Raw genomic sequence first — 25235 nt, 5'->3', positions numbered from 1 at the left:
GATTCAATACTAGCATTTAATCGTAAACTTCAAATCTACTGGAGGGTAACAACAATGAATGGATTTGTCGGTGGATACTATCGATTTTCAGTTTGGGTTACACGATTTGCTTATTTAAATTTATTATGGATTGGCTTTTCTGTTATCGGTTTGCTACTTTTTGGTTTTTTTCCTGCAACAGCTGCCATGTTTGCGGTAGTTAGAAAGTGGATAAATAAAGATACGGATATTCCTATTTTTCAAACCTTCTGGAAAGCGTTTAAAAAGGAATTTATTAGAATTAATATGCTAGGGCTTGTATTAGTCATCTCTGGGTACCTGCTGATAGTAGAATTACAAATATTGCGGACTCAAGAACATGTTGCCTATTTAATAGCAAGCTATACGGTAATAGGTCTTCTTCTAATATATGCGATTGTATTATTGTATATTTTTCCGATGTTTTCCCACTTTCAATTAAAATTGACGCATTATTTTAAATGGGCATTTCTCATTGGAATTGGACATCCTATTTTAACTATTGTTCTATTTGGAGGGGTTATTGCCATTCAATACTTCGCATATGCTACCATACCAATTTTGTTGTTATTCTTTGGGGGAAGTATTACAGCCTATATCTTGATGTGGGGTGCTTCACAAGTTTTTATGAAGTATGAAAAAGTGGAAGTATAACCTAAACGAAGGACGTGTTATGTAATGAAATTAGGTTTAGATATATTCCTGGAAACAGGATACAAAGAGTTCCAAAACCAAAGAATTGGACTTGTAACGAATATGACTGGTGTTGATCAGCGATTAAATACAACGATTGATTTATTCTTTGAGCATTCGGATATCCGTCTTGTTGCTTTGTATGGTCCTGAGCATGGGATTCGTGGAAATGCAAAGGAGGGTGAAAAAGTTACTTCATCCATCGATAATAATACGAAATTACCGGCATATAGTTTGTACGGTGAAACTCGAAGACCATCGAAGGAAATGATGGAGAATGTAGATGTCATCGTATTCGATATGCAGGATATTGGTTCTCGTTATTATACATATATTTATACGATGGCATACGTTATGGAGGCGTGTGCCCAATATAATAAGAAAATGATTGTATTAGACCGGCCAAATCCAATTGCAGGAATAACTATGGAAGGTAATCTAGTGGAAGAAGATGTTCGTTCGTTTGTAGGGCTTTTACCTATACCTAATCGTCATGGAATGACCATTGGTGAGTTAGCATGGATGTTCCGCCATGAATTTGGGTACACCTGCGATCTAACTGTTGTCCCGATGAAAAATTGGACCAGAAATATGTATTATGATGAAACAGGATTATTATGGGTTCCACCATCACCGAATACAACTAATTTGGATATGAATCTTTTATATACTGGTACTTGTCTCTTTGAAGGAACAAACATTTCTGAAGGTCGAGGAACTACACGACCATTTGAATGGATTGGTGCACCGTTTATAGATGGGCAAAAATTAGCGAAACACGTTAATAAAAAGAGGCTACCAGGTGTATTGGCGCGTCCCGTTACATTTTCACCTACTTATCAAAAATATAATGGCCAAGTGTGTGAAGGTGTTCAGCTCCATATTATAGATAGGGAACAAGTACATTCATTAAAAACTGGACTAACTTTATTAGAATCAATAGTTGAATTATACCCAAGCGATTTTCAATTTGTTAAAAATGATCATGGAAAGTATTTTTTTGATTTGCTTGCAGGTACAAAGAAGCTAAGGACCGATATTATGAACATACAAACGGATGATTTTTTTGAGGAATGTAATAAGCAACTCATTGATTTTGAAAAAGTAAAAAAACAATATCATTTATATAAGTAGGTGCTAACGATATGGTTGACCTGACAACTTTGGTAACAGAACAAAGAAATCAAAATTCAATGAATATCGATGATTTACCAACATTAGATATTTTAAAGGTTATGAATGATGAAGATCGAACAGTGGCTGAGTGTGTTCGTATGGTATTACCAGAAATTAGTGCAGCAATTGAAGCAATATGTCAAGCGATGAAACGAGGTGGGAGACTATTTTATGTTGGAGCAGGGACAAGTGGTCGCTTAGGGATTCTTGATGCAGTAGAATGTCCACCCACATTTAGCACTTCACCAGACCTTGTACAAGGAATCATCGCTGGAGGAAATAATGCGTTTATGAGAGCAATTGAAGGTGCAGAAGACAATGAAACTCTTGGGGCTCATGAATTAGAACAAAGGGGAATCACCGAACATGATGTTGTAATTGGAATTGCAGCTAGTGGTCGAACACCATATGTTATTGGTGCATTAAAATTTGCTCAAAAGATAGGAGCAACAACGGTCAGCTTATCCAGTAATCCTAATTCTCTTATTAGTGCGCATGCACATATTGTAATAGATGTGATCACTGGACCTGAAATCTTAACGGGTTCAACAAGATTAAAGGCAGCAACAGCACATAAGCAAATTTTGAATATGATTACTACAACTGCGATGATTAAAATCGGGAAAGTGTATGAAAACTTAATGGTTGATGTAAAGGTTAGTAATGATAAATTGAAGAAAAGAGCTATTAACATCATTAGTACGATCACTTCCATATCGAATACCGAGGCGGAAGAAGCCTTAAAAAAAGCAGATTATAAAGTAAAGCCAGCTATTGTCATGATTGAGTCAGGAGTTTCGTATCAAGAAGCGGAACAGTTAATTGAACAAGCAGGAGGATTTATCCGTAAAGCAATTAATTTGGTAAAACAGTAAAAAAGGGGAATATTTATGCACAATAAAGAACGAATACTGGATGATTTTGAACATGGTGATTTATCCAAGTATGATAAAAAATTCTCTTTTGTACATAGTTATGATCTCTCCATTTGTAAGAGTAATTCCAAATATGGAAGCAAGTGCTTAAAATTAACCTACCATTTTGGTGGCTGGACTACTGGTAATGGAGCCATGTATATTTTATTTAATGAAAAAAAGATGACGAAAATAAGGCCTGTGAAGCTTGGGATGTGGATCCATGGAGATGGAAAATCGCCATGGATTAGAGCGACTGTAATCGATGGATTTGGAGAAAGAAAAACGGTTAATTTAACAGAAAAAAACATTGACTGGGTTGGTTGGAAATATGTAGATGCTCCAATTGACCCATCATGGGCACTTCCCCTATCTTTAGAACAAATTTATGCAGTAGAGACGGATAAGTCATTGGTGGGCGATTCAACTTATACAGGTGAAATTTGTTTTGACCAAATTCGTTTTGTCTATATCGATGATGAAGATTTGGTTGGACCGACCTTTTGTAACTTTCTCCCGGCAGAAAATGTGATTTATCGTAGTTCTTTTACACTATCGGTACAAGCTGTGGACGAAATGACAGGTGTAGATCCGGAAACTATTATATTAAAACATAATGGTGTGGAACTAGCATATCAATACGTGAAGGAACAAAATAGGATTCGTTATAAATTTGATAATTTATATGAAGGGGAGCATCATATTTCAATTGTTGCACGTGACTTTTCTGGTAATATATCCATGCCCAGTATCGATAAGAAAATTATAATCGATCTTAGTCCTGATAAAGAAAAACCAGTAATATCGGAAATAACGCCAACAGAGTCTGCGATTTGTTATACGGGAACACCAAGAATTTCTTTCAACGTAACAGATGTACAAAGTGGGATTAACGAAAGTGATATAAAGGTTACATTAGATGGTGAAAAATTAGATATCTTTTATGATGAGAAAAGCGGCTGGTGCTATGGTTACTCAGTGACACCATTGGATGACGGGGAACACTCATTCACCATCCTAGTAAATGACCGAGCGGGAAATCAATTAGGTCCAATTAAAAATAAATTTTTCATAAAAAAACTACCTGAACCTTCTGACTGGAACCAATTTAGTCTTGCTGTAATTCCTGACACACATGACCCGAATAATGCGGAATTTGTTTTTTTACAGATTAGTAAGCATGAAGATGTTCCATTTGTCATTCATATGGGGGATATGGTAGATCAGGCTACTAGTTCAGAATTTGAACAAGTATCTAGTTTACGCAAATTACTAAAGGACAAAAAGTTATTAGCTGTTGCAGGTAATCATGAGTCTTTTCAGGGTAATCTAGATTTGTTTATGAGATATTTTGGCTCTGCTACCTATCATCTTGAATATGGAAAGTTGTTATTAATTATACTGAATTCAACGTACGACCAAAGTATTAGTAAGTCGGATTCTACACAATTTCATTATCTAGAAACTTTGCTTAAAAGAAATGTTAAGAAAAATATAGTGATTGCAACTCATGTTCCTCTGCAGGACAAGTTTGGAACATCTCATAGAATGGTAGAGGGAGATGTGACAAGATTAACATGTATTTTGCGTGATTATAAAAGAAGTAATCCAGATGTAAATATTTTATTCCTCTTTGGCCATTTACATGTATCTCAAATGTGGAACCAAGAAGATATCCAGTATATTATATCTGGAAATGCTGCTCCTAAAGGCTATGTATCTAATGAAAATGGTAACGTACATGGTTATGGATTGGTACATGTATTGCCAACTGGAATGAAGTATGAATACATACCCTTTATAAAAGGAATAAACATTTTTTCAAAGAGACGCACTAGCAATGTGCTACAAATGAAAAAAGGCGAAAAAGAACAATTGAAGATTAGAGCATTTATTGAAGTTTTAGATTTAAGCTATGATGTAGAGATAACGGAATTTCATACGATAAATAAGCAATGGACGACTAGTAATGCTTCTGTTATATCCATAAATCAGGATGGTATGATTGTAGCGGAAAATAAAGGATGTGCAACAATTACAACCTACATCGCAGGACAAAAATCATCAATAAAAATTACTGTATTGTAGAGAACAATGCCATGGGGACAGGTACCTCGGCTCTTTGAGCCGAGGTACCTGTCCCCATGGGCTTTCGAGATGGAATAGTAACTGTCAGGCTTTTTCCACTAAACAAGTAGTATACATCATCTGTTTTGTATATAATGTATATGAGGTGATAGGATTGGATTCTGAAAGAAAAGTTAGAAAGCAAATTTATCTTGAACCTGAACAAAATAGGCAAATTAAACAATTATCAGCACGTAAAGGTAAGACTGAAGCAGAAATTATTAGAGAGGCCATCGATAATTATTTAATTACTAATAAAAAGGACCAGGCAGATCCTTTATTAGAGCTTACTGCCTTGGTGAAAAAGAATATAATAGATGGATCTACTTCACATGATGAGGCTATTTATCTAGCTAACAAAGGAAATGCCCATGAAAAGAAATAAATTGTTTATCGATACTGGGGCATGGATAGCATTAATGGTAGAGAGTGATCAATTCCATACAAAAGCTCGTTCATATTTGGAAGACCTTGATTTATCTACTAAACGTTATTCATCAACCTATGTAATTGCAGAAACCTATACTTGGTTACGATACCGTATTGGCTTTAAGTATGCTGATTCTTTTCTTGATATCATTCAGCGTTCAAAGGCTAGTGGTGCTTTGGATGTTATTATCTGTGAAATGGACATTCTGGAATTAGCTGAACAATTATTAAGGGACTTTCCAGAACAGCGCTTGTCCTATGTTGATGCTGTTAGTATGGCAATTATGAAAAAAGAAAAGATAACTAAAGTGTTTGGATTTGATCAACATTTTTATATTCTGGGTTTTGAAGTGGTTCCGATTTGATAACGGAGCTATTTTTTTGACCTCTGGATGCCCTATATTATCACAGTTTTGTCTTAAACAGTTTTTGATGTATAGTTAGCATTGTCACCTAAGTTTTCATTAGTTAATTAATAGAAATGGTAGTATAAGACTATAGGTGAAAATCAAAATAAAGTACGTAAGAAACAATTAATCTGCCTATAAAGGATCCTTTCAATCCTTCTTAGTCTAGTTAATTAGAAATAAGAATGAATTCTGTTTGATAACATTATTCTGTTCTACTATACTTATACTCACATAATACTTTGGAGGGACATCATGTACAACGAACCTATTTTTTTACAACCTGTATTCCAGGAAAGAATCTGGGGTGGCCAGAAACTAAAGACAGAATTTAACTATGAAATTCCATTTGAACAAACAGGAGAAGCATGGGTAATTTCGGCACATCCAAACGGCCCAAGTGTTATCCAAAACGGTCCATTACAAGGGAAAACTTTAGAAGATGCTTGGAAGGAACATGGTGAATTATTTAATAAAAAGCCTGGTAACGATGGGGATTATCCGCTACTAGTGAAAATATTGGATGCAAATGATGAATTGTCCGTGCAAGTGCATCCCGATGATACATATGCGCAAAAAGTTGAAGGTGTGCCTTATGGCAAAACAGAGTGTTGGTACGTACTATCTGCTGAAGAGGGTGCTGAATTAATCTTAGGTCATCATGCAAGAACACGTGAAGAGCTTGAGAATATGATGGATGATGGTGAATGGGACAAGCTATTGAAACGTGAGAAGGTAAGTGCAGGTGATTTTGTCTATGTCCCAAGTGGAACTATTCATGCGATTGGTAAGGGAATTGTTATATTAGAAACACAGCAGAGCTCGGATATCACCTATCGAGTATACGATTATGATCGAACGGATGCAGTTGGTAACAAACGAGAACTTCACCTGGAAAGGGCAAAAGAAGTATCGACTGTACCACATCAACCTGCTGAGACAGACCAACAAGTCGTGACAACTGATGGACTAACCAGTAAAAAACTTGTTGAGGAAAATTACTTTACAGTCTACCACTGGGAGTTAAACGGAAAAGCTACCCTAACATTAGAAAATGACTTCTTACAAGTGAGTGTAATCGAAGGTAAAGCTGAAATTACCGTAAGCGATAAAACCTTCCCAATCACCAAAGGAACTAATTTCCTAATACCACAAGGCGTAAAAGAATACCAAATAACCGGAAACGCAAAATTTATTGTTTCTCACACATAAAACAAAGCCATGGGGACAAACCAAGCCATGGGGACAGGTTCACTGGCTTGAAATGGTTTAGATACCTGTTATTTACTGAATCCACTCGGTTTTTTTGTTGAATGAATTAGAGCTATTTGTTTTAGTCCTTTGTAAGGATCTAAAATGAATAGCTCTCTTTTATTTTTATTGAAAAAGAGCCGTGGGGACAGGTTCCTTGGCACATTTCGGTTAAGAATATAGAAGTTGTAGGGGTATCTATACAAATCTGATAAAATTTTCCTTCACAGCATGTTAACACGATTATTATTTAATACTATAGTGAATTCGTGTGACAGTTTATTAGAAACTCTAATAGTAGACTTTTGTTCTAAGAGAAAAGTATTGATTATTTGGTTACAAGAAGTAAACTTATAGGTATATAGATTCAATTATCAGAAAACCGATTTACCCTTCCTAACGTACCCCTTATACTAGTCTTAGTTTAGGATTTGGAAAAATAATCCAAACCATTTTCTAGGGAAACGTGAGGGGGGATTACGATAAAAGTTTTAGATGCGAAGAGCTTACATCAGGGTATTTCTCAGACGGTTCAAAAATTAGATGTGCTACTTCCGCAAGTAAAGCAGATACAACAAGCTATAGAAAGTTTTATATCTCTGGATTATCATTTTAAAGGGGAAGGTGCTGAGAAAATCCGCTCCTTCTATCAAGAGTGCCATATCCCATTATTGATCTTGTTAGAAGGTTTTATTCTCGACTATAAGGAGATTGTATTGGACATTCAGCGTTCCTTACGCTCTTTTGATCCCGCTAAGGATGCCTTTATTCGAGAATCCTTTTTGCAGAATGATCTCATGCTAGAGAATCAGCGCATAGAAAACATTGTAAACGGATTAACGAATGAGGCCAATGCCATTATTCGTTCCATAAGTGACATCGTTTCCGTTCCCTTATTAGATCAAGGGGAATTTCTTCATCACGCTAAAGGCGCAAGAAAGCATATGAATGATATAACGGAGAACCTACATACATTTGATACGAATAGTACTGCACGACTGGAACCGTTAAAGAGCGATATAGCTGTCATGCAGAACTATATCTCCAAGATTACTGATTTGTTCCAACAGAAATCCATAGGTATCGCAAATTACAAGATAAGAAGTTTAAGTGGCTATGAATTTCATCAAGATTTGATAACTACTGTCCGCAATAAGGCGAAGAAAACAGTTTTCTCCGCGGATGTTGTGTTAGAAATACTGGGGAGATCGGTGTTATCTCGCTTTGGTACGCTTCCGAATGTTTTACTTACTGCCTTCCAGGAGAAATTTCAAAAGCGTACACTAAACTATGCTTTGCGTTCCATGCAGGCCATCGGAGAGGCAAGTGGAAGAGTATTCACCCAAGCAGAATTTGATCCGTTAAGACAAGAAGTAACAAACTATGTAATGGTAAAAGACTATCAACAAGAGTGGGATGGCATTTACTTTATACTAAAGGATGGTAGGAAATTCAGGTCCTTTACGGATCCAAATGGTACCATAAAGTATGTGCTAGTGGATGAAATTCGACCACATCGCTTTAAGAAAACGACCATATCCAAAGTGGAAAAGAAACAAAGCGTCTGGGATAACATTGCTTCAGGCGCAGGCAAAACAGTAAAAGCTGTCGGAAAAGCGGGCAAGGACGTCGTAGATTTTCTTTTTCTTGATGATATAAATACCATTATGGATGATGAAGCTTCTGGTGCGGATAAGGCTTTAGCGGGAGTCTCTTTTATACCGATTGGAAAAGTGGTAAAGCTTCGAAAGATAAACAAGCTTTTTGAAAACGGCGATAAGGTTGATGTGAAGAAGGTTAGGGATGGTAGTAAGGGTATAGATAATGCTAATCATCCTATAAGAACTTATAGGAATGCTGATTTAAAAAAATTAGAAGAAAAATATACTGCAGACCCAAGAATTACAGTAGAAATGCCTTATGTGGGCAAGGGTAAAGCAGGAACCAATTCAGAAGGCTGGTTACGTGATAAAGACTTTTATTGGAAAGAAATAATGAATAAACATCCAGAAAGTTTAAGTAAAGCAAATAACCAAAAAATTCAATTGGGTTTTTCTCCGATAAATGATAAAACATTTAGAGAACACTTCCCTCAATATGATATAAAGGAATTATATAATGATAAATTAATCCATCATCATGTAGGTGGGGGTGGTCAAGCAGTTGCAGTGCCTTCCAAGCTACACCCAGGAACAGGTGGTATACATAATGCGGAAAAAGCTGCAGGTGTTTGGGGAAATGACAGTGAGTATGCTGAATTACTTGAAAAATTTTTAAATAAGTAAAGGGTGATAACTTTGTCAATAAAAGAAGCAATGCAGATATACTTTCAAATGAGAAAAGAGATAGCTAATGAAGGTTTAGATTTTTTATTTAAAACACCAATTAGTAGTGAAGATAACCTAATAATTTATGATGGAGAAGTTGATGAGGAAGAATATATCTCATGGAAACCTGTAGAAAGGACTGTTTCACAGGACTTTACAAGTTTAGAAGATGAATTTGATATAAAATTGCATAAATCAATAGTTGAATATTTTAACTCATATTGGTTTGCAGATTTAGATGGATTTTATCAGGAACACTATATTGCATTAGAGCCTGTGCTACCGAATAGCGAGATAAGTTCATTCCGAGAGTCACTGAAAGGATATAAAGAAAATCATGGGGATAGTTTAAAGAAGATACCTATTGGGATTGAAGGGAATGGTTTGTTGGTGGTTATTGAGAACAATAATGGAATAATACAATTAGAAGATTTTGAAAGAGGGACATTTGAGCATATTGCTGAGAATATCCAAGAATTAATAGGGAATTTGAGACTGAAGAGATAGCATTTTATTTAGTGTCAAATATCTCAACAAGGATAAGTACACAATTATGTATCAGAAACTAACCGTTAAAGAACTAGTTGAACTAGTAAATAAAATATATAATCCTATGCTATCTGATGAAGAGGTAAGTGAATATATAGAAATCTTAGAAGAAAATGTTCCTCACCCTGCTCCCAGTGACTTAATTTTTTGGAACGATGAGGATTTATCACCAGAGGAAGTAGTGGAGATTGCATTAGCATATAAAGAAGAAAAATAATTGTATTTAGAATACTATTTGTAGAACCTTGAAGGGCTATTTACTTCAAGGTTTCTTTTTTTTATGTGGGGCTACCCAGTGTCGAACAATTCCGATTTATTTAGAGAAAAGGAGATAATACATGTAAGCCCTATATAATGTTTTAATAAATCCTTTAGTACGTACAACACTTATAAAACGTATGCCCTATCTACTCTTTATTTTATTAAGCAAATAACCATAATATCATCAGCTACCACCATTTCAATTCTTCAAAACCTTACCTTCGCTTTCTCGCTGCCTTTTAAATTTTTTCGCAACTTTTACGTACATAGAACGATTACTAGAACAAGAGGACTACTCCACCTCGATTAACTCCTGAATGTCGATGTCTAACACTTTGCAAACCGTTTCTAATGTTGATAGATACACTCTGTCCACATTGTCTGAACAAAGATGGCTGATTGTATTTGGTCGCAAACCTGTCATTCGCGCCAATTCACGCTGTGAAAGGTCTCGTTCTTTAAGGATTTCCTTTAGCTTGATTGTAATAGGCATGGTACTTCCCTTCCTCTTATTCATGTTACCTTTTACGATACATCACAAACTTGTATCGGTAAAGGGGTTGATTGTATCGCTAAAGCCGCATACAATGAATTTACATCAAATATAGCGGCTAAGCGTTACGTTAATCCTAATTTGCGTAACGGAGGGGGAAAATACCATGAAAGTTATCGGATATATTCGAGTATCTACACAAGGTCAAGCAAGGGATGGATACAGCCTTGCTTACCAAGAAGATGAAATCAAAGCATATTGTCAGGCTCAAGGATATACGCTTTTACGCTTGTTTAAGGACGAGGGTATCAGTGGGGCTAAAGTAGACGAAGAAGCGTTAGAAGTGGACAGATTAGGCTTTCAGGAGATGTTGGAGTATCTCACCCATCAAAAGGTGGATTATGTTGTCACACTGAATACAAGCCGTTTATGGCGGTCAGACATTGTGAAAGTGTTAGTTCATCGGGAATTGAAAAAGTATGGAGTAGACATTCGGAGCATTGAACAACCGCAATACAGTATCCATAAGAAAGACCCTAGCGATTTTTTAATCAATGGTTTAATAGAGTTATTAGACCAATATCAACGATTAGAAATCTCTTTAAAGCTAGGGAGAGGGCGGAATAAGAAAGCCCAACAGGGTGGCTATTCAGGTGGAAATGTCGCATTAGGCTACAAAGTGGAAAAAGGTAAGAAAATCCTTGTCATAGATGATAGACAAGCCAAAACCGTACAACGAGTGTTTGACTTAAAGGAACAGTATCCTTCATGGTCATTAACTCAACTAGCGGAACAACTGAATGAGGAAGGTCATCGAACAAAACAAGAAAAGTTGTTTACTAAAGTCCAAGTCAAAAGGATTTTAGATAGAAAAGCCTTTTATAGTGGGTTATACCACTATGGTGACATAACAGCAGATGGCAAACATCAAGCCATTTTATAACGGTTAACAGATAGAGAATGGATAGGCTTTCGTACCCTTGCGAGTCCCTAGGGACTAACGCTCGACCTAAGGTTGCCGACATTCTCTGTCTTGCTTTATCCGTTCAGTCTAATATAGGGGTGAGGTTTTCTGATGAGAAAAGATAAGTATATTTATATAGGACTTGATTTACACAAGTTTCAACATACAGCGGTGATATTGGATTGTTGGAATGAAAAGCTAGGAGAAATGACGTTTCAAAATAAACCAGCCATCTTTCCGAGTTTACTAGAGTATGTGAATAGGTACTTAACAGAAGGTTTGACCCCTGTATTTGGATTAGAAGATGTGGGCGGCTATGGAAGGGATTTAGCGTTATATTTGATTGAACAAGGTTACATTGTGAAATTTGTTAACTCCTCTTTATCCAATGCAGAACGGAACAGCTATGCGATGACACAAAAGAATGATAGTTGGGACGCTCAATGTGTGGCAAGGGTTTTAATACGTGACCTACCGTATTTACCTGAAGCTACACCATCTGATATTCATTGGATAATCGCTCAACTTGTGGGTAGAAGAAATGCTTTAGTAAAAACACAAACATCCTTGAAAAACCAACTGCATATGCAATTAAACTATCATTATCCAAGCTATAAGGAGTTCTTTTCAGAAGTGGATGGGAAAACAGCATTAGCTTTTTGGGAAAGCTACCCTTCACCATCTCATTTGGAGGGGAAAACAGTAGAGGACTTACGGAAGTTCCTATTAGAAGTGAGTAACAATGCTTGTTCCACTAGAAAGGCAGAGCAAATATTAACACTTGTTCAAGCAGATGGAGAAGTAAAACGAGAATACCAAACATCAAGAGACTTTATCATTCAAAGCATAGTTCGAGATATTAGCTTTAAGAAAAGGGAAATCAAGAAGGTAGATAGAGAATTAAAAGTAACTATTCAGAAGTTAGGTATGCAGCTTGAAACCATGCCAGGGATTGATACGGTGACTGCCTCCGCTTTAATTGCAGAAATCGGTGATATTCATCGTTTCACCAATTCTGATAAACTAGCAAGGTATTCAGGCATAGCCCCTATTAAGATGGGTTCGGGCGGTAAGGAAACGATGAAGAAAACAAAACAAGGCAACCGAAAGCTGTATGATGTTTTTTACAACCTAGCTGTTCAACAAGTCCAAGTAAGTAAGGGGAGTAAAATTCCTCGTAATCCTGTGTTTTATGCTTACTATAATCAAAAGCAAAGTGAAGGGAAATCCAAGTCACAAGCCCTTCTCTGTATTATGAGGAGATTAGTCAGAATTGTCTATGGTATGATGAAAAATAAAACGGCTTATATTCTGCCAAGAATGCCTGAAACGAAGGCAAGTTAATCAGTTTGGGTGGTGGTTGAATAGACTGCCATCCTTTTATTAAGTACTTATTTAGATATTCCTAAGGGTATAGATAATGGTTATAAATTTTGGAATAAAACTACCCAATTTAAAAACGTGAAAGTTTACCAAAGAGATGATATTATAAATCCGAATATGAAAGACGCAAGAGGTAGAACTAACCTTGAAAGAATGCAGAAGGGACTAGCCCCACTTGGTCCAGATGGAAAATCTATAAACCTTCATCACATGACACAAAAAAATGAAAGTTCGATAGCAGAGGTTACACAGACGTTTCATAAAGATAACAGTTCTGTAATTCACATCAATCCTAATACTATACCTTCAGGTATAAATAGGTCTGAGTTTAATAAATGGCGAACTGATTACTGGAAAAATAGAGCCAATGATTTTTAATGTAAAAGAGGGATGGAAATGAGTGTAGAAAATTATCAAAAAGCAAAGGAAATTATTTTGAGTGAAAAAGAGATTGTAGACTTTGTAGGTGGTCATACAGATGAATTAATTAGTTTGGCTGAAGAAAAATTAGGGTTAAAGTTTACTGGTTTATATTTTGATTATTTAAAGACATTTGGAGCAGGTAATTTCGGAGCTCAAGAAATATACGGAATTATTAATGCTGATTTTGAAAATTCATCAGTTCCAGACGCTATATGGTACACTTTAACAGAACGAAGAGAAATTAATCTACCTGATAATCTGCTAGTGATATATGATACTGGGAGTGACGAAATATTTTGTTTAGACTATAGTCAACTTGATGATAATGGTGAACCAAAAGTAGTATCTTTTGTGCCTGGAGTAGACTTAGAGAGTCAAACATATGAAATAATTGCTAATGACTTTGGTGATTTTTTATTAGACTTAGTTAAGCAAGAAGTATAGATTTGATAAACCTTGATTGGCTAGATCCTTTCAAGGTTTCTTTTTTGAGGGGCTACCTAGTGCCGAATGAACCGCTAATTAATTATAGAATACAGATAAAAATTGTGTGCCCTATATGATGTTTAAGTAAATTATAAAGTACGTACAACACCTATATAACGTATAACCTATTTAATGTATCTAGCTATTAGAAGTAATCACAAAACCATCAGTTACCACCATCTATATTCTCCAATACTATACCTTTGACTTCTGTATGCGCTAGTGGATGAGGTTCCACCACATCGCTATAAGAAAACGACCATTTCTAAAGTGGAAAAGAAACAAAGCGTCTGGGATAGCATTTTTTTAGGTGCAGGCAAAACAGTTACAGTTGTTGGAAAAGCGGGTAAGGACGTCGTGGATTTTCTATTTCTCGATGATCTAACCACTATAATAGATGATGAAGCTTCTAGTATGGATTAGGCAATAGCTACTGCCTCCTTTATCCCTATTGGGAAAGTGTTGAAACTTCAAAAGGTAAACCCAAATGAGCATCAAGCTAGTATTAATGGAGCAGGTTCACCAGCAAATACATTATTTAAAGGAGATAAAAAATAATGAGTTATGAATTTATTAAGGCAAACCAAGAAAATATTTTTTATCCAGTGACTGAAAACGAAATAAAAGAGGTTGAAAAGGAACTTGATTTAAAATTTCCAAAGGAGTTAGTTAATTTTTATATAGAGGTTGGTTACGGATTTATTAAAGGATCAGAGTTTAATATTAATCGTATTATGGACCCATATTCAGTAAGGGATTTTCGATTAAGAGTTAATGATTTTGAGTTTTACCCCGACATAGAAATCTATGATGAATTTGAGAATAACAAACTAATATTTTTTGAGGGCAGTGAATCAGCTTTAATGTCAATAGAATTGAATGAAAATAATAGAAGTGCAGTTTACTATTATGATATTCAAATTGCGACTTCTCTTGAAGAATTTTTTAGAAGGATAGAAGAAAATGATAAATATTACTTGGAGTTACTAGTTGATTAAAGAAAGATAATAAAACATACCTTGAATGGTTTCCCCTTTCAAGGTTTTTTCTTTAATTTATATTAAATCAGCTGATATTTGAATGAGAAAATAATGATTAGCTTTAGAATCAAGAGCTCATGAAGGTAGTACCATCATGGTTTTAGTTTTAATAGTAGGATAGTGGGACACTACGATAATTAGGCGATCTGACATTTTATATGGTAGGGATATTATGACATGGATTGCCTAACAAACTAACTACAATGACAAAGCTCGTGGCGATAATCGGTAGGTTACATATGCAGGTTACTAGTTTCGAAATAGGGCAGATAAAAATGGTGTTTTATTTTTTTAGATAGGGTCTATAATACTCGCTATTCGTTTGAAAAACGTTACATTAAATTTAATCCAAATGGTACCATAAAGTATGCGCTAGTGGAAGAGATTCCACCACAAATAGAATCATAAGGGAGAAGATTCAACAGATGATTATTTTGGTGATTAATAATCAAATTTGATTGAAGGAGATTTAATATGACAGTTACTAAGGATAACAAAATTGTTGCAAGAACTGCTTTAGAAGCATTCGGTGGAAAACCTAGCGTCTCGAAATATTGGGATGAAAATAATGTAAGCAATGTTGATATCTTATCGACTAAAGATAGACCTTATGAGGGTGTTACTTCTTATTCAACGATTGGTTTATCTGATTATTCAATTGGATACTCAATTGATGAAAAGCCTTTGCGAATAGAAATTGTGGGGGCTAGTGCAACAATATTTGAGTTTTTTCCGAATATATTATCTACATGTGCCTTTAATATAATAAATACAAAGCTACCTATTACCCATGGCAAAATATTTAAAGGGGTAATAAGAATGTACTTTCCAAATAGTGAGATGGAGCATGTTTTATTTACATCACCTTTCTTATGGGAAAAACTTAATTCCATAGATTTCATAGATAAAAAAGTAACATGGTTACTTACAGTACCAATATCAACAAAAGAGTTATTATTTGCTGAGAAGGAAGGAACAGAAGCCTTAGAAGATTTGTTTGAAAAAAAAGATATAGATATCTTTGATATTAAAAGAAAATCTGTACTATAAATTTTTATTTAACCCCGATTAGCTGACGATTTTCAGGGTTGCTTTTTTGGATGAACTTAGTGTCGGAAATGATATAACGGAGAACCTACATACATTTGATACGAATAGTACGGCACGATTGGAACCGTTAAAGAGCGATATAGCTGTCATGCAGAACTATATCTCCAAGATTACTGATTTGTTCCAACAGAAATCCATAGATATCGCAAATTACTATTTCCCAAGTAGAAAAGAAACAAAGCGCCTGGGATAGCATTGTTTCAGGCGCAGGAAAAACATTAAAAGTTGTCGGAAAAGCGGGCAAGGAAGCTGCAGATTTTCTATTCCTCGATGATATAAATACCATAATGGATGAGGAAGCATCCGGTGCGGATAAGGTTTTAGCTGGTGTCTCCTTTATACCGATTGGAAAAGTGTTAAAGCTTCGAAAGGTAAACAAGCTTTTTGAAAACGGCGATAAGGTTGATGTGAAGAAGGTTAGGGATGGTGGTAAGGGTATAGTTAATCCCAAAACAAGGTTACCAAGAACAAATGGTAAATGGTAAGGAGAACCTGGTAAAGGGAAATGGTATTCTGATAAACCTGAAGTTAAGAGTGTAACGAATGGCAAAGGTGTAGAATTTATTGATGGTAGACCTAACTTTACACCTTGGAGTAAAGGTTCTATTAAATTTAAAAAAGGTATGTTAGATGGCTCTAAAAATGATTTTAATTTAGTGTATGAAAAAATTATGCAATTAAAAGGTTTTAAGTCACAAAATCAAGCAATGGCCTGGTTAAAAGAAAAAGGCATAACGCCTCATCATAAGAGTTCTACTGAAATTGAGTTAATTCCAACAGATTTACATTCTAATATACCACATATAGGTTCAGCATCAGATTTAAGAGGAGGAAAATAAAAATGAATAAAATGATAAAGCAAAAGTTAGATGAAATAATTGATAGGGAAATGGTTGTATCAAAAAAAGAAAATGCATATAAGTCAATTGAAACGATTGAAAGATTGTATGGAGTAGATTTACCATTAGACTATAAAGAGTTTTTACTTGAATTTGGGGGAAGTTTTATTAAAGAAAATAGAATGTATCAGCCAATTGAAGCTACCCCTGTAACTCCCGAGGATGGTTTTGACTCGATAGGTGGTTTTTATGGTATTACTAATAATGCATATAATATTGAATCAATCATTCAAACTTATAAAGCTACTTTAGGAAACATTGTAATGCCTATCGCAGATGCAGATGGCGGAGATTTAATATGTATAGGCTTAAAAGATAAATACAGGGATAAAATTTATTATTGGTATCATGAAGACGAAACGTCTGGTGAAGATGAAAAAGAATATTATTATCTTATAGCAAACTCATTTGAAGAATTTATTTCAAAATTTTCATTTCATGAAAGTAAGAAAAGTGTCAATTTAAACGATATCGAACTCTTCTTAGACGACGATTTACTAAAAGATTAGTATCGCATAAACAAACTATAAAACCTTGATTGGCTTATGCCTCTTGATATGCTCCCTCTAAGGAAAACAGATTTTTTTTAAAAAATCTGTCTACCTTAGGGGGAGCATATCAAAGTGCCTTTCAAGGTTTCTTTTTTGAGGGGCTACCTAGTGCGGAATGAACCACTAATTATTTATAGAATACAGATAAACATTGTATGCGCCATGTGATGTTAAAGCAAATTATAAAGTACGTACAACACCTATAAAACGTATACCTATTTATTGTATCCTAGTTATTAGAAGTAATCACAATACCATCAGTTACCACCATCTATATTCTCCAATACTATACCTTTGGCTTCAGTATGCGCTAGTGGATCAGTGGATCGCTTTAAGAAAACGACCATATCCAAAGTGGAAAAGAAACAAAGTGTCTGGGATAACATTGCTTCAGGCGCAGGCAAAACAGTAAAAGCTGTCGGAAAAGCGGGCAAGGACGTCGTGGATTTTCTATTTCTCGATGATATAAATACCATTATGGATGATGAAGCTTCTGGTACGGATAAGGCTTTAGCGGGAGTCTCTTTTATACCGATTGGAAAAGTGGTAAAGCTTAGAAAGGTAAACAAGCTTTTTGAAAACGGCGATAAGGTTGATGTGAAGAAGGTTAGGGATGGTAGTAAGGGGAAAGGTAAACCTTTACAAAATCATCACTATGCAACAAATAAAAGCAAGAAATATACTCCACAAATAGAGAGTATTACAAAAAAATATGATTTAGATTTAGATGATATATGGAACAAAGAATATCTCCCTCATCAAGGAAGACACCCTAATGCTTATCATGATTATGTATTGGATAATTTAAGAACTTTTGATAATCTAGCAAAAGGGGATAGAAATAAATTCCTTAAGCTGTTTGAAGGATTGAAATCCGAAATAAGAAATAACCCAGATATGCTCTACAAAGATTATTGGAGGTTAAAATGAGATATTTTAAATTATTATTAGATGATAGCAATGAAAATGATGTTGTCGGTCATTGTGATAATACTTATGGTTACGAACAATATGAATTAAGTGAAGGTAAATATATACAAGACTGGAATAAAGACATCACTTTTGTATTTAATCCATCGGAAGGAGATAGACAAACCGATTATTTAGCTAATAATCTCGGATGGTTTATTGTATCAACAAGATTTAAGGAAGTTTTATGTGATTTAAATGAGGATGGAGTACAGTATTTACCTGTAAAAGTAATTAACTCAGAGGATAATACCGTATTAAATAATTATTACGTAGCTAATGTTATTAACGTAGTTGACGCAATAAATTTAAATCATTCAGATTATAGTGTCATAAATTTGGATGATGAGAAAATATACTCCATAAAAAAGTATGCGCTAAATAAAAACGAAATAAAAATGAACCATTTATTCAAATTAAAAGGCTTTGAGATACCTTTATTTGTTTCTGAGTCAGTGAAAGAATTAGTCACTAAAAATAATATAATAGGATGTGACTTCCTTGAGGTAAAGGTAATCTAACACTTTTTTGAACCTTAGAGTATTAAACAAACTCTAAGGTTCTTTTTTAGTAAGCAGCAGGGTGGTGGAGTTCCGAATGAACCGCTAATTATTTATAGAATACAGATAAACATTCTATGCACCATATGGTGTTTAAGCAAATTATAAAAGTACGTACAAAACCTATAAACGTATAGCCTATTTAATGTATCCTAGCTATTAGAAGTGATCACAAAACCATCAGTTACCACCATCTATATTCTCCAATACTATACCTTTGACTTCTGTATGCGCTAGTGGATGAGGTTCCACCACATCGCTTTAAGAAAACGACCATTTCTAAAGTGGAAAAGAAACAAAGCGTCTGGGATAACATTGTTTCAGGCGCAGGCAAAACAGTAAAAGCTGTCGGAAAAGCGGGCAAGGACGTCGTAGATTTTCTATTTCTTGATGATATAAATACCATTATGGATGATGAAGCTTCTGGTGCAGATAAGGCAATAGCCACTGCCTCCTTTATCCCAATTGGGAAAGTGTTGAAACTTCGAAAGGTAAACAAGCTTTTTGAAAACGGGGATAAGTTGGATCTGAAGAAGTTTAGGGATGGTAGTAAGGGTATAGATAATCCTCTACTACCAGGTGAAAAAAAGTTGGAACATATGAAGAATTAATAGATGCAGGAACACGTGGAGACAATATAACTCCTCACCATATGCCTTCTGCTGCTAAGATGAAACAGGCAGGAGTAAAGAGAAATGATGGTGTTAGTATGAATATGGAACAGCCCCATCCGGGAGTAGGTGGTAGGCATAGAGAAACATATACTTATGGTTTAAGTGGCAATAAATTAGAAGATTACTTAAACCTAAGTTACCGTGATGCCCTTACTAATGATATATTAGACGCAAGAATGATATACATGAAGGGTGGTGTCTACACACCTGAAATAAGAGCGGGGCTTTTAAATACGATTAGAAAGAATAGAGAATTATATCCTGAATTATTTAATAAGGAAGTGGGGGCGGAGTGTATGGATATGAAATCAGAATTAAAGAAAGTTTACACAAATAGACTTTTACAATCTCAAAAAGAAATATCCTTATTTGAAGAAGCATTAGGTAATCTCATTGGTTTAGGGGATATGTCAGTTATTACAGGATTATGTATGGGATTTGATGATGATACCGAACAATATGAAATAATGTTCGGATTAGTACATGGCATAGAGCATCTCTATAAAGAAAATATTGAAGAAGGATTATATTTAATCGCTTTAACTGTCCCTAGTGTTATTGATAGGGCAAGAGAATGGATGGAAGTTTTACACTACAGAATTTTAAATCATGAACAAGTAAGAAGCATATACGGTAGTGTACTATCTAAGCTAGATAAAAAGACAAAAGAGATAATAATAAACTTATTAAGAGACATAAAAAGTGAAGACCCAAAAATGTTTAGCAATTCTGTAGATGAAGTATTAAAAGCAATGTAAGTAAAACCCCTAGAAAAACAATTTGAAAAGCCCTTATTGTACTAAAAGTTAAAATTGGATAAGTAGTTAATAAACCCAAACAAAAAAAGCTGTTGCAACCTACCACTGCAACAGCTTTTTCATTGACCTCTATAATGTCAATGCAATAGCACCCTTAATTCCCTGCTCATCATTTAGAGTAGGTGCTACAATTATCTCTTCCAAATTATTAAGCTCCATATACCCATTCGACAGTTCACTTACTCGCTTACGAATAAGTGGGTAAAGCTGTTCCTGCTTCATCACTCCACCACCAATAATCACCTTTTCCGGGGAAAGAATGAGTAGATAATTTGTGATTGCTTGTGCTAAGTAGTCAGCTTCTAATTCCCAAGCTGCATGATCTGTTCCTAAAAGATGTCCTTTTTTCCCATAACGTTGTTCAATTGCTGGTCCTGAAGCCAAGCCTTCTAAACAATTCCCGTGATAGGGGCAAATTCCTTCGAAGTCATCATTCTTTCTTTGCTGGATAATAATATGACCCATTTCGGGATGACTTTTGCCAATAAATGTTTGGCCATCTTTCACAAATCCTGCTCCGATACCAGTTCCTACTGTAATATAAAGCACACTTTTAGCATTCTTTGCTACTCCATATTTGTATTCCCCTAGAGCCGCAGCATTAACATCTGTATCTAGAGTGATTGGAATATCGAAGTCTTGCTTTAATCGACCTAACAGATTGTATTGTTTCCATTTTAGTTTCGGAGTATTTAATATGTATCCATATGTTTCACTGTCTTTATTTAAGTCGACAGGACCGAAGCTTCCCACACCAAGTGATTGGATAGCATGTTTGCTGAAGAACGCCTTCGTAGCATCCAATGTTTTATCAGGGTCTTCCGTAGGGAATGTTGTTTTGTCGATAATATTGCCAAATTCATCACCGACTGCACATACAAACTTTGTACCGCCTGCCTCTATTCCACCTATAAGCATGTTGTTCATCTCCTAAGTACATGTTTACTTCTCCATTATAAAATAACATGAAAGCGCGTAAAGGAAAAAAGAATTGCTAACTGCCAAGAAATAAATCATTCAGCTCTGTACTTGAATGTAGGGAATTAGCTTCTATCCTTGTCCTGAAAATCAGCAAAAAGTGACATGGATTAACAATTTCCGCCACATGGAGGAAAAACAATATGTTTAGTTGTAAGCGTTTTAGTATTAATCTAAATATAGAATCAAAACACATTACAACACCTTGGGGGTATTATAGATGAAAAATATTTTATTAGCATGTTCAGCAGGTATGTCTACAAGTTTATTAGTTAAAAAAATGGAGGAGGTAGCTGTCTCTAGAGGAATCGAAGTTAATATCTGGGCTGTGGCACAGGACAAAGCTCCATCTGAAATGGAAAAAGCAGACGTTCTTTTAATCGGTCCACAAATGAGATTTATGAAAAAGAAATTCTCTGTTGTAGCAGAGCAAGTTGGAATTCCGTTAGATGTTATCGATCCAATGGCATATGGCCGTGTGGATGGAGGAGCAGTATTAGATAAAGCGTTAGAGTTAATTGGCGAATAATCGTCATAAAGGGGGAACAAAAAAAATGAATAAGTTTATGGAGTTTCTAGAAAATTTCCTATTACCAATTGCGGATAAGTTAAACAACAACAAATATTTAACCGCTTTACGTGACGGTTTCATGGTTTCATTACCATTTATCATTTTCGGTTCCATATTTGTCGTTTTAGCAAACTTACCATTCTTAGATAAGCTGATTGGGGAAGACGCGTTTGCAACATACCAAAATGCATTAGGACCAGCATCAGCAGCAACATTAAGTATTATGGGCTTGTTTGTCATTATTGGTATTGGATATAAGCTAACACAGCAATATGGACTGGATGCAATTTATGGTGGTGCAGTTGCCTTAGCATCATTCTTAATCTTAACACCACAAGTTCTTGAAGGATTATCAGGTGTTATTCCAACAGCTAGCTTAGGTGCGCAAGGTATGTTCTTAGGAATTATTACTGCATTTGTGTCAGCTGAGTTATATCGATTCTTTACGCAAAAGAATTGGACAATTAAAATGCCTCCTGGAGTTCCGGAGGGTGTTTCTAAATCATTTAGTGCATTAATACCTGTCACATTGACATTAACATTGTTCTTGATTATTCGTATTATCTTTAGCTATACGCCATTTGATACAGTACAGAACTTTATCTATACGATTATTCAACAACCATTAACTACTCTAGGTAGTGGTTTAACAGCAACAATTATTGCGGTTCTTTTAATTCAAGTTTTCTGGTTCTTTGGTTTACATGGTCAAATTATCGTAAACTCTGTATTTGACCCAATTTGGTACACATTAAATGATGAAAACCTACAAGCGTTCCAAGCAGGTACGGAATTACCAAACGTTGTAACAAAACAGTTTATCGATACATTCTTAGTTGGTATGGGTGGAACTGGTATGACGCTTGCGGTTATCCTTCTTATCTTTATGATTGGTCGAAGCAGGCAACTAAAGGAATTAGGTAAACTGGGTGCTCCAGCGGGTGTATTTAACGTAAACGAACCAATTATCTTTGGATTACCGATTGTGATGAATCCATTAGTTATCATTCCTTGGATCATTGCTCCAGTAGTTGTAACGCTTGTGACGTACTTTGCAATGTCAACTGGAATTGTACCAAAACCAGCGGGTATTATTGTGCCATGGACTACACCACCACTTCTAAGTGGATTCTTAGCAACAGGTAATGCATGGCAAGGTGCCGCACTTCAGCTATTTAACTTAATGGTTGTCATGATCATATGGTGGCCGTTCCTTAAGATTCTTGATAAAAACTATTATGAAAATGAGAAAAAAGCAAGCTAATGATTTAATGGCCCCAATTGAAAATGCGGGGCCGTCCTATTTATTAATCATGGATCAGCAACTTAGAGAGGTGAAAGGTATTGGATAATATAACTGAAATCGCATTTCAAATCATTTTATATGCAGGAAATGGTCGTTCAAGCGCAATGGAAGCTATTCAAGAAGCTAAAGAGGGAAATTTTGATGAGGCTGATCGGAAGTTAGTTGAAGCAGGCGAAGAGTTAACGAAGGCACATGGTTTCCAAACAAAGTTACTTCAGGACGAAGCTAGTGGTGAAGGTGCTAACGTGAATATTATTTTGATCCATTCACAGGACCATTTAATGAATGCCATGACGGTTCGTGATTTAGCTACAGAAATCATTGAAATCTATCGTAACAAATAATTGGGAGGTACATCAAATGACATTACAGTATAAATTTCCAGAAGGATTTTGGTGGGGAAGTGCAACATCAGCTACACAAATTGAAGGTGCAGCAGGTGAAGGTGGAAAAGGGAAAAACATTTGGGATCATTGGTATGAAACAGAACCTAATCGCTTTTTTGATGGGGTAGGTCCAGAGTCTACTTCTGACTTTTACCATCGTTATAAAGATGATATTCAATTAATGAAGGGAATCGGTCATAATACATTCCGCCTATCTATTTCTTGGTCTCGCCTAATCCCTGGTGGACGTGGGGAAGTAAACCAAGAGGCTGTAAAATTTTACAATAATGTAATTGATGAATTACTTGCGAATGGTATTGAGCCTTTTGTAAACCTATACCACTTTGATATGCCATTTGAATTACAAGAAGAGGGCGGCTGGGAGAGTAGAGCAGTTGTCGACGCGTATGAAGCCTATGCTAAGGAAGCATTCCGTCTATTCGGTGACCGTGTTACTAAATGGTTTACATTCAACGAGCCAATTGTACCAGTAGAAGGTGGCTATCTGTATGACTTCCATTACCCGAATGTAGTGGATGGAAGACGTGCGGTGCAGGTTGCCTATCATACGATGATTGCTCATGCAAAAGCGGTTGAAGCGTTCCGTACATTTGATATTAATAATGGGAAAATTGGTATCATCTTAAACTTAACACCATCTTATCCACGTAGCCAACATCCTGCTGACTTAAAAGCATCACGTATGGCAGATTTATTCTTTAACCGTAGTTTCCTAGACCCGGCAGTTCTAGGGGAATACCCTGAAGAGTTAATTGAAGTTCTTCGTGAGCATAGTCAGTTACCAGTAACGGAAAAAGGCGATCGTGAATTAATTAAAGCAAATACGGCAGATATCCTAGGTGTAAACTATTATCAACCACGTCGTGTAAAAGCAAAAGAACATTTACCAAATCCATATGGTCCATTCATGCCAGATTGGTTCTTTGATAATTATGAAATGCCAGGTCGTAAAATGAACCAATATCGTGGATGGGAAATCTATGAAAAAGGCATCTATGATATTATGATTAATCTTAAAGAAAACTATGGAAATATTGAATCCTTCATTTCTGAAAATGGTATGGGTGTCCAAGATGAAGACCGTTTCCTAAAAGACGGAGAAATTCAAGATGATTACCGTATTGATTTTATCCGTGAACATCTAAAATGGTTGCACAAATCGATTCAAGAAGGATGTAACACAAAAGGATACCATCTTTGGACAACGATGGATAACTGGTCTTGGATGAACGCCTACAAAAACCGTTACGGATTCTTCTCAGTTGATGTGGAAACGAAGGAACGCACACCGAAGAAGAGTGCACATTGGATTAAAGAAGTATCGGAGAATAATGGATTTTAAGTTTAGTTGAGCGCTCGAGTGTGGTGCTTGAAGTTCAGAAGGATGATTTTTTGATATTTTAGTATAGGTTCTGATTCTACTTATGAATCAGGACCTCTTCATGTTAAAA

The 25235-nt window shown here is 35.6% G+C and carries 31 protein-coding genes; 29 read left to right on the top strand and 2 right to left on the bottom strand.

Annotated features, from left to right (window positions below; all coding sequences use genetic code 11):
- The first annotated feature begins 54 nt into the window (after positions 1–54).
- From K332_RS0107725 to K332_RS0107680, 10 genes are all read left to right on the top strand, one after another.
- Positions 55–672: a YesL family protein gene (locus K332_RS0107725; RefSeq protein ID WP_026906927.1), complete on the top strand. Its 618-nt coding sequence runs from the start codon at positions 55–57 to the stop codon at positions 670–672.
- Between the two features lie 24 nt (positions 673–696).
- Positions 697–1845 (top strand): exo-beta-N-acetylmuramidase NamZ family protein, encoded by a 1149-nt coding sequence (locus K332_RS0107720; protein ID WP_026906926.1) that lies wholly within the window; start codon positions 697–699, stop codon positions 1843–1845.
- Positions 1846–1856: 11 nt separating this feature from the next.
- Complete coding sequence (murQ, locus tag K332_RS0107715; protein WP_026906925.1) at positions 1857–2762, top strand: N-acetylmuramic acid 6-phosphate etherase; 906 nt, start codon at positions 1857–1859, stop codon at positions 2760–2762.
- A gap of 15 nt (positions 2763–2777) precedes the next feature.
- Positions 2778–4889, top strand: a complete 2112-nt coding sequence (locus tag K332_RS0107710) for a metallophosphoesterase family protein (protein WP_026906924.1) — start codon at positions 2778–2780, stop codon at positions 4887–4889.
- Between the two features lie 154 nt (positions 4890–5043).
- A complete protein-coding gene (locus tag K332_RS23235) occupies positions 5044–5313 on the top strand; it encodes a ribbon-helix-helix domain-containing protein (RefSeq protein WP_051359384.1) in 270 nt (89 codons plus the stop codon).
- On the top strand, positions 5300–5722 hold the full coding sequence (locus tag K332_RS0107700) for a type II toxin-antitoxin system VapC family toxin (protein ID WP_026906923.1): 423 nt from the start codon (positions 5300–5302) through the stop codon (positions 5720–5722). The genes K332_RS23235 and K332_RS0107700 overlap by 14 nt, the downstream gene beginning before the upstream one ends.
- A 297-nt stretch (positions 5723–6019) precedes the next feature.
- Positions 6020–6976, top strand: coding sequence for a mannose-6-phosphate isomerase, class I (manA, locus tag K332_RS0107695; protein ID WP_026906922.1), 957 nt, complete (start codon positions 6020–6022; stop codon positions 6974–6976).
- Between the two features lie 515 nt (positions 6977–7491).
- Entirely contained in the window at positions 7492–9300 is a 1809-nt protein-coding gene (locus K332_RS24430) for a T7SS effector LXG polymorphic toxin (RefSeq protein ID WP_342665448.1), read from the top strand.
- 30 nt (positions 9301–9330) lie between these two features.
- On the top strand, positions 9331–9849 hold the full coding sequence (locus K332_RS0107685) for a SecY-interacting protein Syd (RefSeq protein WP_026906920.1): 519 nt from the start codon (positions 9331–9333) through the stop codon (positions 9847–9849).
- Positions 9850–9895: 46 nt separating this feature from the next.
- Entirely contained in the window at positions 9896–10108 is a 213-nt protein-coding gene (locus tag K332_RS0107680) for a bacteriocin immunity protein (protein WP_026906919.1), read from the top strand.
- A gap of 336 nt (positions 10109–10444) precedes the next feature.
- On the opposite strand, the gene K332_RS0107675 is transcribed toward K332_RS0107680, so the two are convergent.
- Complete coding sequence (locus K332_RS0107675) at positions 10445–10645, bottom strand: helix-turn-helix domain-containing protein (RefSeq protein ID WP_026906918.1); 201 nt, start codon at positions 10643–10645, stop codon at positions 10445–10447.
- A gap of 166 nt (positions 10646–10811) precedes the next feature.
- Here K332_RS0107675 and K332_RS0107670 point away from each other — a divergent pair, with 166 nt between their 5' ends.
- The 15 genes from K332_RS0107670 to K332_RS24790 all read left to right on the top strand — a co-directional run bounded on the left by K332_RS0107670 (position 10812) and on the right by K332_RS24790 (position 20462).
- A complete protein-coding gene (locus K332_RS0107670) occupies positions 10812–11588 on the top strand; it encodes a recombinase family protein (RefSeq protein WP_026906917.1) in 777 nt (258 codons plus the stop codon).
- Between the two features lie 132 nt (positions 11589–11720).
- Complete coding sequence (locus K332_RS0107665; protein WP_036688381.1) at positions 11721–12953, top strand: IS110 family RNA-guided transposase; 1233 nt, start codon at positions 11721–11723, stop codon at positions 12951–12953.
- Between the two features lie 156 nt (positions 12954–13109).
- Positions 13110–13370 carry an HNH/ENDO VII family nuclease gene (locus K332_RS24855; protein WP_026906915.1) on the top strand — a complete coding sequence of 87 codons (261 nt, stop codon included), beginning with the start codon at positions 13110–13112 and terminating at the stop codon, positions 13368–13370.
- Between the two features lie 18 nt (positions 13371–13388).
- Positions 13389–13859 carry an SMI1/KNR4 family protein gene (locus tag K332_RS0107655; protein WP_026906914.1) on the top strand — a complete coding sequence of 157 codons (471 nt, stop codon included), beginning with the start codon at positions 13389–13391 and terminating at the stop codon, positions 13857–13859.
- A 264-nt stretch (positions 13860–14123) separates the two neighbouring features.
- Positions 14124–14324 carry a hypothetical protein gene (locus K332_RS0107650; protein WP_026906913.1) on the top strand — a complete coding sequence of 67 codons (201 nt, stop codon included), beginning with the start codon at positions 14124–14126 and terminating at the stop codon, positions 14322–14324.
- Positions 14325–14458: 134 nt separating this feature from the next.
- Positions 14459–14899, top strand: a complete 441-nt coding sequence (locus tag K332_RS0107640; protein ID WP_026906912.1) for an SMI1/KNR4 family protein — start codon at positions 14459–14461, stop codon at positions 14897–14899.
- Between the two features lie 516 nt (positions 14900–15415).
- Complete coding sequence (locus tag K332_RS0107635) at positions 15416–15991, top strand: suppressor of fused domain protein (protein WP_026906911.1); 576 nt, start codon at positions 15416–15418, stop codon at positions 15989–15991.
- A gap of 46 nt (positions 15992–16037) precedes the next feature.
- Positions 16038–16244 carry a T7SS effector LXG polymorphic toxin gene (locus tag K332_RS0107630; RefSeq protein WP_026906910.1) on the top strand — a complete coding sequence of 69 codons (207 nt, stop codon included), beginning with the start codon at positions 16038–16040 and terminating at the stop codon, positions 16242–16244.
- Between the two features lie 94 nt (positions 16245–16338).
- Positions 16339–16536, top strand: coding sequence for a hypothetical protein (locus K332_RS24425; protein WP_026906909.1), 198 nt, complete (start codon positions 16339–16341; stop codon positions 16534–16536).
- 138 nt (positions 16537–16674) lie between these two features.
- Positions 16675–16890 (top strand): HNH endonuclease, encoded by a 216-nt coding sequence (locus K332_RS24420; protein WP_026906908.1) that lies wholly within the window; start codon positions 16675–16677, stop codon positions 16888–16890.
- 2 nt (positions 16891–16892) lie between these two features.
- On the top strand, positions 16893–17459 hold the full coding sequence (locus K332_RS0107615) for an SMI1/KNR4 family protein (RefSeq protein WP_026906907.1): 567 nt from the start codon (positions 16893–16895) through the stop codon (positions 17457–17459).
- 396 nt (positions 17460–17855) lie between these two features.
- A complete protein-coding gene (locus K332_RS22145) occupies positions 17856–18431 on the top strand; it encodes an AHH domain-containing protein (RefSeq protein ID WP_211237409.1) in 576 nt (191 codons plus the stop codon).
- Positions 18428–18991: an imm11 family protein gene (locus tag K332_RS0107605; RefSeq protein ID WP_026906906.1), complete on the top strand. Its 564-nt coding sequence runs from the start codon at positions 18428–18430 to the stop codon at positions 18989–18991. Before K332_RS22145 ends, K332_RS0107605 begins: the two co-directional genes overlap by 4 nt.
- A gap of 275 nt (positions 18992–19266) precedes the next feature.
- On the top strand, positions 19267–19641 hold the full coding sequence (locus K332_RS23220; RefSeq protein WP_026906905.1) for a hypothetical protein: 375 nt from the start codon (positions 19267–19269) through the stop codon (positions 19639–19641).
- A 359-nt stretch (positions 19642–20000) separates the two neighbouring features.
- On the top strand, positions 20001–20462 hold the full coding sequence (locus K332_RS24790) for an Imm30 family immunity protein (RefSeq protein ID WP_026906904.1): 462 nt from the start codon (positions 20001–20003) through the stop codon (positions 20460–20462).
- Between the two features lie 129 nt (positions 20463–20591).
- Here the strand turns inward: K332_RS24790 and K332_RS0107590 are convergent, their stop codons facing one another.
- Complete coding sequence (locus tag K332_RS0107590; RefSeq protein WP_026906903.1) at positions 20592–21440, bottom strand: ROK family protein; 849 nt, start codon at positions 21438–21440, stop codon at positions 20592–20594.
- 280 nt (positions 21441–21720) lie between these two features.
- Here K332_RS0107590 and K332_RS0107585 point away from each other — a divergent pair, with 280 nt between their 5' ends.
- The 4 genes from K332_RS0107585 (at position 21721) to K332_RS0107565 (ending at position 25126) form a co-directional block, all read left to right on the top strand.
- On the top strand, positions 21721–22029 hold the full coding sequence (locus K332_RS0107585) for a PTS sugar transporter subunit IIB (RefSeq protein ID WP_026906902.1): 309 nt from the start codon (positions 21721–21723) through the stop codon (positions 22027–22029).
- 25 nt (positions 22030–22054) lie between these two features.
- Entirely contained in the window at positions 22055–23335 is a 1281-nt protein-coding gene (celB, locus tag K332_RS0107580) for a PTS cellobiose transporter subunit IIC (RefSeq protein WP_026906901.1), read from the top strand.
- 80 nt (positions 23336–23415) lie between these two features.
- The gene (locus tag K332_RS0107570; RefSeq protein ID WP_026906900.1) at positions 23416–23721 is read left to right on the top strand and encodes a PTS sugar transporter subunit IIA; all 306 of its coding nucleotides are present in this window, start codon (positions 23416–23418) and stop codon (positions 23719–23721) included.
- Between the two features lie 16 nt (positions 23722–23737).
- Entirely contained in the window at positions 23738–25126 is a 1389-nt protein-coding gene (locus K332_RS0107565) for a glycoside hydrolase family 1 protein (protein WP_026906899.1), read from the top strand.
- The last annotated feature ends 109 nt before the right edge of the window (positions 25127–25235 follow it).

It is taken from the genome of Paucisalibacillus globulus DSM 18846 (genome assembly GCF_000482485.1).
In the GTDB taxonomy this organism is placed as follows: Bacteria; Bacillota; Bacilli; order Bacillales; family Amphibacillaceae; genus Ornithinibacillus; species Ornithinibacillus globulus.
The sequence above is the reverse complement of the archived record's forward strand: the minus strand, read 5'-3'. Positions and strand labels throughout refer to the sequence as shown.